This is a genomic window from Roseibium sp. RKSG952, assembly GCF_009711355.1.
This window is the reverse complement of sequence record NZ_SMMF01000961.1, coordinates 224,028-234,698: the sequence shown is the minus strand read 5'-3', so window position 1 is coordinate 234,698 and position 10,671 is coordinate 224,028. Positions and strand designations below refer to the sequence as shown.

Genomic DNA, 10,671 nt, shown 5'->3' with positions numbered 1-10,671 from the left:
ATGAAAGAAGTCGGCCAGAAGATCACGGGCGAAACGCTGAAACCCCTGACCGCCGCCGAGCAACGCAACCTGATCAAGATCCTGCGCAAAATCTCATGATCTGACCGGCCGTTTGGGCGAGGCTTTGTCCAGACGCAGTTCCGACCGAGAAAACCGGATTGGTGTGCGCAGCCCCGGCACACCTTCCGGCTCGATCTGCATAACACGATGATGAATTTGCGGATCACTCAGCGCTTCGGCGACCGTATTGATCGGCCCCCCTGGCACTCCACCGTGTTCAAGCGCTACCAACAAGTCAGCCTTGGTCCATTTCTGGCAGGCTTCGGTCAGCATATCGCTCAGTTCAGAGCGGTTGGCCACGCGATCCGGGTTGGTTGCAAACCGCGCATCATCGGCCAGTTCGGAACACCCCAGAATCCCGCAAAGAGATGCGAACTGACGGTCATTTCCACACGCGATGATGATATGGCCGTCCGCAACCGGGAACACCTGATACGGGACAATGTTTGGATGCGCATTCCCCAGACGGGTCGGGCAAATCCCCGAAGCCAAATAGTTCATGGCCTGGTTGGCCAACACCCCTGTCATGCAATCCAGCAGGCTCAGATCCACATGTTGCCCTTGCCCTGATCCTTCTCGTTCCGCCAGTGCAGCCTGAATTCCGATCACCCCGTAAAGCCCGGTGAATATGTCCGCAAAAGCCACACCGATTTTTTGCGGTTCGCCCTGTGGATCGCCGGTCAGATCCATGATGCCGCTCATGCCCTGGATCAGAAAGTCATAACCGGCACGATGTGCATATGGCCCGTCCTGACCAAACCCCGTAACAGAGGCGTAGATCAGGCGGGGATTGATTTCTTTGACGCTGTCATAATCCAGGCCAAACTTTTGCAGGCCGCCGACTTTGAAGTTTTCGACCAGAACATCCGCCTCGCGGATCAGGTCGAGCAATTTTGACCGGTCCTCCGCATCCGCAAGGTCCAGTGCTATGCTGTCCTTTCCTCGATTTGCGGCGTGAAAATATGCGGCCGTCCGATCTCCGTCACGCTCGATAAATGGCGGCCCCCATTTGCGGGTGTCATCACCATCCGGGCTTTCGATCTTGAGGACTTCGGCCCCCAAATCAGCCAATGTCTGACCGATCCACGGACCCGCCAGAATCCTGGCTAGCTCGACCACTTTCAGCCCCTGCAAAGGTGCGCTCATCTTATGTCCTAGTCTCGTCGTGCCCTAATGTCTTCAACATCCAGAAGTGATCTGTTCAGCTAACAATCTGCGGCAAACGCGTTGCCGGAGGCGTATTGCGACTGCGTTCCGAACGCACAACACCATCGATGATGGTCATGCCGACACCCGGCAGATTTCCTAACTGAACAGATTCTAGAATCGTCTTACCTGGTGCGTGCTGCGCCTGATCCATCAGCACGAAGTCTGCACAATACCCCTTTTCGATCAGGCCCGTATCCAGTTCGCGCTGACGTGCGGTATTTCCGTTCGCAAAGCAAAACGCGATCTCGGCGGGAACGTTGCCCAAAGCTGACAGCATCGCGACCATCCGCATGATACCCAGCGGCTGCACACCAGAGCCAGCTGGTCCATCCGTACCCAGTATGATCCGATCCATCTGCTTGAGCTCACGCGCGGTGTTCAGAGTCAGAAGTGCGGCGCGTTCGTTCCCGTTGTGCACAATCTCCAACCCGGCGGTACAGCTTTCGCAAAGGCAGGTGATCTGATCGTCAGGCAACGCGGAATGCCCGCCATTGATATGCCCAATCACATCGGTTCCGGTTTCCAGAACCATATCCGCATCAATCAGGCCAGACCCCGGAATCGACGGCCCTCCAGTATGGATTGTTGATTGGATACCGTACTTTCGCGCCCAGTCGACCATCTGTTTGGCAGTCTTCCCGTCCTTGACCGTACCCAGCCCGACCTCACCCAGCAGCTTAACGCCTGCGTCAGCCATCTCTTTGAAGTCTTCCTCGACCATACCATGTTCGATTACCGGTGCTCCGGCATGAACCTTTACGCCAGAAGGTCGGAAATTCTCATACCAACGCTGCGCTGCAATCGCCATCGCCTTCAGGCCCACCACGTCCTTAGGCCGACCCGGCATATGCACTTCACCCGCCGAAATCAGTGTGGTCACGCCGCCGTGCAACGTGGAATCGATCCAGTGAAGCTGTTGTTGTCTGGGGGTATAGTCGCCAACGACCGGATGAATATGGCTGTCGATAAGGCCCGGTGCCAGAGTCACACCGTCGGCGTCCACCACGGTTTCAGCATCGTCACAATCGAGGTCCTTTTCGTATCCCCAGTCCGAAATCTTGCCGTCAATGGCGATCACGCAGTCCCCATCGAGAATCGGGTTCTCCATCTTTCCTGATAGCAGCAGTCCGATGTTTTTCACGACCAGTTTATCAGCCATCTGTCCCTCTCGAAGTTTCGGTTATTTCGTTAGTATACTAATTATATCAGTCTCTGGGTCAAGCACGAAGCGCTCTAAATAATCGTTAGTACAAAAACGTATTGACAGGCGACGCGGTTCAGAAATATTCATTTGTATACTAATGATAAGGATAGCCTCGTTGACCTATGTAGTGACGGACAACTGCATCAACTGCAAATTTACCGATTGCGTCGAAGTCTGCCCGGTGGACTGCTTCTACGAAGGCGAAAACACATTGGTCATCCATCCTGATGAATGCATTGATTGCGGCGTTTGCGAACCGGAATGCCCTGCAGATGCAATCCGCCCGGATACCGAAGAAGGAATGAAAGACTGGGTCGATCTGAACCGTAAATATGCAGAACAGTGGCCCGTCATTACGGAAAAAAAAGACCCTCTGCCCGACGCCGATGACTGGAACGGCAAGGACAGTAAACTGGAGCTTCTGTCCGAAGCCCCCGCGGACGCATAGGAGAGCATGATGTCGCTGGACACCCAATCAAAGACGGATTTTCACATACCGGCAGGCGTGTTTGCCCAAACGGTGACCGAAGTTCAGCATTATACGGACAGTCTGTTCAGATTCCGTATCACCCGCCCATCGACCTTTCGATTCCGGTCCGGTGAATTCGTGATGATAGGTCTGCCGAATGCCGAAAAGCCGGTGTTCCGTGCCTATTCCGTCGCCTCACCCAGCTGGGATGAAGAGCTCGAGTTCTATTCGATCAAAGTGCCGGATGGTCCTCTAACCGAACATCTGCAGAAGATCCGCGAAGGTGACATCGTTTTGATGCGCAAAAAGCCGACAGGTACGCTGGTGAACGACGCGCTGTTGCCAGGCAAGCGGTTGTGGATGTTCTCAACCGGCACAGGCATCGCACCTTTTGCGTCCCTGATCCGCGATCCGGAAACCTATGAGAAATTCGATGAAGTTATCCTGACTCATACCTGTCGGGAGGCAGCGGAACTGCAATACGGCAAAGACTTGGTCGCAACACTAAAATCCGACCCGCTGGTGGGTGAGATGGCCCAGAACTTGCGCCACTATTGCACCGTCACGCGTGAGGACTATCCGTTTCAGGGCAGGATCACCGATCTGATGGCGTCAGGCAAAGTGTTCGATGATCTGGGCCTACCCGCGATCTCTCCGGAACATGATCGCGGAATGATCTGCGGCTCGATGGCAATGCTACAGGATACCAAGGCCGCGCTGGAAGGGTTCGGACTGGAAGAAGGTGCGAATAACAAACCTTCCACTTTCGTGGTCGAACGCGCCTTCGTCGACTAACCACCGGGGCTCTGCCCCGCCCGACACCGGGATCTGGTGAAACGCTCTCACGCCAGATCCCGCGTGTTTCGGACCTCACTGATTGTCCCGCTTCCCCGTTTTAGTCAAAAACGCCTCCATCCCCGCCCGCGCTTCTGGAGAGGATTGAGCAATCGCCGCCGCCAGACTCTCTGCAAAGAATCCATCGCTGGCCGACATATCGTTGATGCGCGTGATCGCCTGCACCATCATGTAGTTGGACAAAGGCGCGTTTTCAGTAACGCGCCGGGCCAGTTCCATCGCTTTGTCGAAAGCTGTACCATTCGGCTCGACATAATGGGCCAAACCCAGCTGCAACCCTTGCTCGGCCCCATAGCGACGTCCGGTCAGCATCATCTCCATCATCCTGCTGGCACCAATGATCCGCCCCACGCGCACGGTAGCGCCGCCACCTACAAAAATCGCGCGGCGACCTTCAGGTAATTCGTAGAATGTGTCCTGCTGCGAGACCCGAATATGGGCTGTCATCGCCAGTTCCATCCCTCCGCCCAGAACACCGCCATTCATCGCGGCGACAACCGGCACGCTGCCATACTCAATCTTGTCGAAAATTCTGTGCCACAGGCGGCATTCATGCATGGCCCCTGCGGCATCGCGCATTGAATGCTCTAACAAATCCAGACCAGCGCAAAAATGCTGGCCCGAGCTGCGGATCACAACTGCGCCGATTGCGTCAGGCAATGTATCAAAGTAGTGCTCGATCTCAAACAACAGCCCGTGATTGATCGCATTGAACTTCGAGGGCCGGTCCAGAGTCAGGATGCCGACATTCCCATCAGTTTCGGGTTTGATATGCGTGTATTCCATTCCAACAGCCTCACTTGGGTTCAAGACGGATTGCCCCATCCAGACGGACACATTCGCCATTCAGCATCGTATTTTCGATCATATGCCCCGCCAGACGGGCGAACTCGGATGGCTGTCCCAGACGTGTCGGGAACGGAACCTTGGCGCCCAGGCTATCTTGTATCTCCTGAGGCAACAGTTCCATCATCGGGGTTGAGAAAATGCCGGGCGCGATAGCCATGACACGCACCCCCGAGCGTGCAAACTCTCGGGCCGCCGGCAAAGTCAGACTCGCAACCCCACCCTTTGAGGCCGCATAGGCCGCTTGCCCGATCTGACCTTCGAACGCTGCAGCTGAGGCTGTATTGATAATGATCCCCCGCTCCTGGTCCTCAAGCGGATCATTTTGCATAATCTGCTCTGCGGACAGCCGCATGACATTGAACGTTCCGATCAGATTGATGTGTATGGTGCGTACAAACCCCTCAAGCGATGCCGGACCGTTACGACCCACAATCCGCTCACCATGTGTCACCCCGGCGCAGTTCACCACGATCCGCGGAAGGCCATTCGCCGCAATGGCCACTTGCAAAGCGTCGGCAACCTCTGTTTCGCTGGTCACATCACATGCGGCGGCAGTTGCTCCGAGTTGGACCGCTGAAGCATCAAGCTTGTCCCCCGGCAGGTCGAACAAAGTCACTCGGCCTCCGCGCGCCGCTAGATATTCGGCCGTGGCAAATCCCAAACCTGACGCGCCTCCGGTGACGATTACAGATGCGTTTTCGATTTTCATATCTTGTCTCCATTTGCGGCCAGGGCACTGCGATCTGACGAACGCTGCTTGGATTCTTGCGCTGAATTTCGGTGCGTTATACCCATGTATTCGAGCTTTAGTGAACGATCAATAATATATTTGCATACTAACAAATTATTGGTTAGCGTGAATTTCGAAATATCGATGCACTTTACCCGTTCCCTCGGCGGAATCAGGAAGACAGGACATGAGCAACACTGCCCCAAAGGACGATGAACTTAAGGCACCGGCTGACAAATTCGCACCAGCCGATGTGCTGCGCGAAGATCTGGGCGACGGTGCGTTTGTGCTCCGCAGCCCGCACGGGCTTGAGTTCACTGAGCAAAGCCTGTCCAGCTATCTGGATCAGTGGGCGAAACAAGTGCCAAACCGACCGTTCCTGATGGAACGCGGGCCAGACGGCAAGTGGCGGGGCGTTACATATGCACAGGCAAAAGCACAGGTAGATTCGCTTGCCGTCTTTTTGCTGCATCAAGGGCTTGGACCAGATCGACCGTTGCTGATCCTGTCCGGAAACTCGGTTCGGCATGGCGTTCTTATGTTGGCAGCGATGCATGTCGGAATACCGGTCGTGCCCGTTTCGGTGCCCTATTCACTGTTTGATGAATCGCTCGCCAAACTGCGCCACATCGTAGATACAACGAAACCGGGCATGGCCTATGCTGATGATGCCCAGGCGTTTGCAAATGCGTTTGCGATGCTGTCTGCATCGGATGTCGCTTGTCTGTCCGACAACGGGGACCTGACCTTCGATAGCGCCCTTCAGACCAGTGCTAACGGCGCAGTTTCCGATGCACACGCATTGGTTAGTCTCGACACAACGGGGAAAATCCTGTTCACCTCCGGCTCGACCGGCCTGCCGAAAGGCGTCATCGTGACTCAGCGCATGATGTTGGCCACGCAAGAGGCGGTTGTTCAAATCTGGCCTTTTCTGGAATCCGCACCCCCCGTGGTCGTGGACTGGTTGCCCTGGAACCACACCTTTGGAGGCAATTTCAATTTTAACATGATCCTGCGCAATGGCGGCAGTTTCTATTTGGACGACGGCAAGCCGGTCCCTGGCGAGATCGAAAAGACCATTCGCAATGTACGCGAGGTGTCGCCAACCTTGTTCTTCAACGTCCCGCGCGGCTTTGACATGCTGCTGCCGGTCTTGCGCGAAGATGATGAGTTTCGCCACGCGTTCTTCAAACGACTTGATCTGATCTTTTTCTCCGGTGCCGGCCTGCCAGATCACCTTTGGAAGGGGCTGGAACAGCTGGGGATCCAAGAGCGGGGCGAGAAAGTACCCTTTGTCAGCGCCTGGGGCCTGACAGAGGCAATGATGGCAACCTGCGTTCACTTCCCAATCGACAAAGCGGGTGTGATCGGGGTGCCCGGCCCGGGATCAGAACTCAAGTTCCTGCCCAATGGTGGCAAGCTGGAAATGCGAGTCCGCGGTCCGCACGTGACGACCGGTTATCTGAATAATCCCGAAAAGACCGCCGAAGCCTTCGACGAAGAAGGGTATTTCCTGACCGGCGATGCCGGGCGGTTGGAGGATCCCAAGGATCCATCCAGAGGCATCGTGTTCGATGGGCGCATTTCCGAGAATTTCAAGCTGATGACCGGCACATGGGTTGCTGTTGGAAATTTACGCGTGGCTCTGCTGCAAGCACTCAGTCCAATAGCATCTGACGCGGTCATTACAGGCCATGACCGGACCGAGATTGGGGCTCTGCTGTTCCTGAACACGGATGAATGCAAGGCGCTGACCGGGCGTGACGATACTCAGGCAGGATATGCAGACGATCCAGCTGTACGTGCCTTCATCACCAAACAACTGGCTGCTTACAACGCCGGTCAAACCGGTAGTGCGACACGCGTTGGACGGGTGCGGATCGAACGCGATGCGCCATCGGTGGAAAGAAACGAAATCACGGACAAGGGCTATATCAACCAGCGTCTTGCGCTGGAGCTGCGCGCCGATGCGGTAACCGAACTTTATGAAGGCTCAGATGTCGTCATCGTCACAGGCCGGGGAAACACATGATCGATTACACTGCATCCGAGGCTGACATCGCCTTTGTACTGAAACATGTTGGCCAACCCGACCGCTTGCCGGATTGGAGCGACGATCTAGCCGACGCGGTGATCCCGGCCCTTGGAAAGTTCGTCAATGCCGAGATCGCACCGCTGGATCTGATTGGTGAAGATACCGGCGCTCGCCTGCAAAACGGTCGCGTAAGAATGCCCCCGCAAATGATCTCGGCCTACAAGCGCTACGCCGAGGCCGGATGGCCAGGACTTTGCGCGCCCGAAGAATTCGGCGGTCAGGATTTGCCGCATATCCTCGGGGCCGTGCTGGCGGACATGCTGGCCGGGGCCTGCATTTCTTACGAGATGGTGCTGAGCCTCGCGCAGGGCTGCATCCGCACGTTGAAAACATCCGGTAGCGATGACCAAAAGGCACGTCTGTTGCCTCCGCTTGTATCGGGTGAATGGATGGCCTCGATGTGCCTGACTGAACCTGATGCGGGCTCGGATCTTGGGCGGATCAAAACAATCGCAACACCCACCGCCGATGGCTACGCACTCAGCGGCACCAAGATTTTCATTTCAGGTGGCGATCACGATTACACCGATAACGTGCTGCACCTGGTACTGGCCCGCACGCCGGATTCAGCGCCGGGAGTGCGGGGACTGAGCCTGTTTGCCTGTCCGGCCGTTCTCTCGAACGGCACCCGCAACACAGTTCAGACCGTGCGCATCGAGGAAAAGATGGGCATGCATGCTTCGCCCACCTGTCAGATGGCCTTTGACGGAGCGCAGGCCGAGCTGGTGGGTGAGGAAGGCAAGGGCCTTGCCGCAATGTTCACCATGATGAATGCCGAACGCCTGGATGTGTCGCTGCAAGCGGTCGGTCAGATGGATGTCGCCTTTCAGCGCGCGCGCACTCATGCAGCGGCACGGCGACAGGGAACCGCAACCGAAGGCACGGCCCTGATTACAGAACACGGTGATGTGCAGCGGATGCTTTTGGACATCTACGCCCAAGCAATGGGCTGCCGCGCAATGGTCTATCGGACATTTGTAGATATGGATCTGGGGACCGATCAGGGACTGCTGGATATCCTGACCCCGACATGCAAGGCATTTGCTACCGACGCGGTCAACATGGCCGCCAGTCAGGCAGTTCAAATCCACGGCGGCTACGGTTTCTGCAAGGAATACCGGGTCGAGCAGATCATGCGCGATGCGCGGATCATGGCAATCTACGAAGGCACCAATGGTGTGCTGGCCACCGGGATTGCCCGCCGCGCAATCCGCGCGAATGGCGGCGCCGCTGCTCAGGCCTTTGCCGAACTTGTCTCGGATGGTCCAACCTCGATGGAACTGGCCGATGCAATCGAGGCATGGAGTGCGGCTACAAGGGAAATGCAGACCCGTTCTGATATCGGGCCGTCGGTCGCCGACTACACGCGTTTGACCGGTCTTGTCTATTTTGGACGTGTCTGGGCCGACATGGAAGCCGTTGCTGAACAGGCTCCCGAGCCGGATCTGCTAAGCGCAGCGGCAGGCCACGTGCGTACGCGTATCCTGCCCGAGGCCGTCTTGCTGCAAAAACGTATTCTCAATCCCGAACCCACTCATGATGCGGCAATTTTCGCTGCGTGAAATCAAGGAAGACACATGACTGACTTTATCCTCCCCGAAGCCAGCCCACAGGCAGACGCGACTTTTCGCGCCGGCTTGGCGGCCGGAAAATTCCTGATTCAGCGCTCTACCAAGACAGGAGAGTATGTTTTCTATCCTCGCGCTCTGTCACCAACAACCGGTGCGGACGATCTGGAATGGGTCGAGGCATCGGGCCGCGGAACGGTCTACGCCTCGACGATCATCCGTCGACCCGTGAAATTCGGTGGCGATATCAACAATGTACTGGTCGATCTGGATGAAGGGCCCCGGATGTTCAGTCGTATTATCGACGTCGACAACGAAGCGGTCGAAATCGGGATGAAGGTCCAGGCCGTCGTTATGACCCCTGACTTCGGACCCAACGCAAAATCCGGTGAGCCGGCTGTTTTTTTCAAACCCGCGGAGTAAGGAGACCACATCATGGCACACGCTCTTCGCGGGAAATCCGCCATCGTTGGCAAAGGCTATTGGGGTCTGGGCAAAACACCAGATACATCACCCATGGAGCTGATCGCCAAGGCCACGCAAAACGCACTGACTGATGCAGGTATGGATTTGTCCGAAATCGACGGGATCTGTGGCGGCACTTTCTATCATTTCTTCCCGACGCTTTCGATTGCCGAGTATCTGGGCATCCATCCGACTTGGGCGAATTCGGACATGGTGGGGGGATCATCCTTCATGTCCTACCTGCTTGAAGCAACGATGGCGATTCAGGCAGGCCTGTGTAAGAACGTTCTGATCTGCTACGGCTCGAACGCCAAATCCGCACGGGACCTGAACGGCCTGATTGAGACCCCGCAATGGGAACGCGCCTATGAGCCTATGGTCCCGGTCCCGGGTTATGCCTTCACCGCGCAGCGCTATATGCATGAATTCAATGTTCCGAAGGAGCATCTTGGTCATGTGGCGATCTCGGCCCGCAAATGGGCACAGCTGAACCCGGATGCCACAATGCGCACGGACCTGACCATGGATGAGTATCTGGCTTCACCCATGGTTGCGGATCCGCTTGCAGTTCTGGACTGCTGCTTGATGTCAGATGGCGGGGCCGCGATCATCGTGACTTCGGCAGAGCGTGCCACAGACTATCAGGAAAAACCTGCCTACTTCCTTGGCGGCGGCAACGCGATTTCTCACCGCGAAATCAGCCAGGCGACAACGCTCACTACCACCTGTGCAACGGACAGCTCAAAACACGCCTTTGAAATGGCTGGCATCACGACCAAGGACGTGGACGTGGTCGAGCTGTACGACGCTTTCACCATCAACACGCTGCTGTTCCTAGAAGACATGGGTTTTGTCAAAAAGGGTGAGGCCGGGGCATTTGTCGCAGATGGCAATATCGCGCCCGGCGGCAGCCTGCCTGTCAACACCAACGGTGGCGGACTCAGCTGCGTGCATCCCGGCATGTACGGCCTGTTCTGCCTGATCGAAGCCGCCACCCAGATCCGCGGGGATGGCGGTGATCGACAGATCAATGACGTCAACATTGCCATTGCTCATGGCAACGGCGGCACGTTCTCGAACGAGTTCACCACCGTTTTGGGCAGCGAAGCTGCTCTCTGATCCGAAACTCTATCGCGACAATTGCAAAAAAGGGCGCTATCTGGGGAG

10 protein-coding genes are annotated in these 10,671 nt (G+C 56.3%); 6 read left to right on the top strand and 4 right to left on the bottom strand.

Going from position 1 to position 10,671, the window contains the following annotated elements; genetic code table 11:
* Window positions 1-93: 93 nt before the first annotated feature.
* Entirely contained in the window at window positions 94-1,206 is a 1,113-nt protein-coding gene (locus E1297_RS43730; RefSeq protein ID WP_155149566.1) for a CaiB/BaiF CoA-transferase family protein, read from the bottom strand.
* A gap of 55 nt (window positions 1,207-1,261) precedes the next feature.
* Window positions 1,262-2,428, bottom strand: a complete 1,167-nt coding sequence (locus E1297_RS43725) for an amidohydrolase family protein (RefSeq protein WP_155149565.1) — start codon at window positions 2,426-2,428, stop codon at window positions 1,262-1,264.
* Between the two features lie 160 nt (window positions 2,429-2,588).
* Here E1297_RS43725 and fdxA point away from each other — a divergent pair, with 160 nt between their 5' ends.
* Window positions 2,589-2,921: a ferredoxin FdxA gene (gene fdxA, locus E1297_RS43720; protein WP_155149564.1), complete on the top strand. Its 333-nt coding sequence runs from the start codon at window positions 2,589-2,591 to the stop codon at window positions 2,919-2,921.
* 9 nt (window positions 2,922-2,930) lie between these two features.
* Window positions 2,931-3,737 carry a ferredoxin--NADP reductase gene (locus tag E1297_RS43715; protein ID WP_155149562.1) on the top strand — a complete coding sequence of 269 codons (807 nt, stop codon included), beginning with the start codon at window positions 2,931-2,933 and terminating at the stop codon, window positions 3,735-3,737.
* 75 nt (window positions 3,738-3,812) lie between these two features.
* On the opposite strand, the gene E1297_RS43710 is transcribed toward E1297_RS43715, so the two are convergent.
* Together E1297_RS43710 and E1297_RS43705 are read right to left on the bottom strand one after the other, a co-directional pair.
* Window positions 3,813-4,643: a crotonase/enoyl-CoA hydratase family protein gene (locus E1297_RS43710; protein WP_244328099.1), complete on the bottom strand. Its 831-nt coding sequence runs from the start codon at window positions 4,641-4,643 to the stop codon at window positions 3,813-3,815.
* Window positions 4,594-5,355: an SDR family NAD(P)-dependent oxidoreductase gene (locus E1297_RS43705; protein WP_155149561.1), complete on the bottom strand. Its 762-nt coding sequence runs from the start codon at window positions 5,353-5,355 to the stop codon at window positions 4,594-4,596. Before E1297_RS43705 ends, E1297_RS43710 begins: the two co-directional genes overlap by 50 nt.
* Before the next feature lie 208 nt (window positions 5,356-5,563).
* Here E1297_RS43705 and E1297_RS43700 point away from each other — a divergent pair, with 208 nt between their 5' ends.
* From E1297_RS43700 to E1297_RS43685, 4 genes are read left to right on the top strand one after another with little or no spacing between them, the layout of a single operon-like run.
* Window positions 5,564-7,408, top strand: a complete 1,845-nt coding sequence (locus tag E1297_RS43700; RefSeq protein ID WP_155149559.1) for a feruloyl-CoA synthase — start codon at window positions 5,564-5,566, stop codon at window positions 7,406-7,408.
* On the top strand, window positions 7,405-9,033 hold the full coding sequence (locus tag E1297_RS43695; protein ID WP_155149556.1) for an acyl-CoA dehydrogenase family protein: 1,629 nt from the start codon (window positions 7,405-7,407) through the stop codon (window positions 9,031-9,033). The genes E1297_RS43700 and E1297_RS43695 overlap by 4 nt, the downstream gene beginning before the upstream one ends.
* 15 nt (window positions 9,034-9,048) lie before the next feature.
* Entirely contained in the window at window positions 9,049-9,462 is a 414-nt protein-coding gene (locus tag E1297_RS43690; protein ID WP_155149554.1) for a Zn-ribbon domain-containing OB-fold protein, read from the top strand.
* Between the two features lie 12 nt (window positions 9,463-9,474).
* A complete protein-coding gene (locus E1297_RS43685) occupies window positions 9,475-10,623 on the top strand; it encodes an acetyl-CoA acetyltransferase (RefSeq protein WP_155149552.1) in 1,149 nt (382 codons plus the stop codon).
* The last annotated feature ends 48 nt before the right edge of the window (window positions 10,624-10,671 follow it).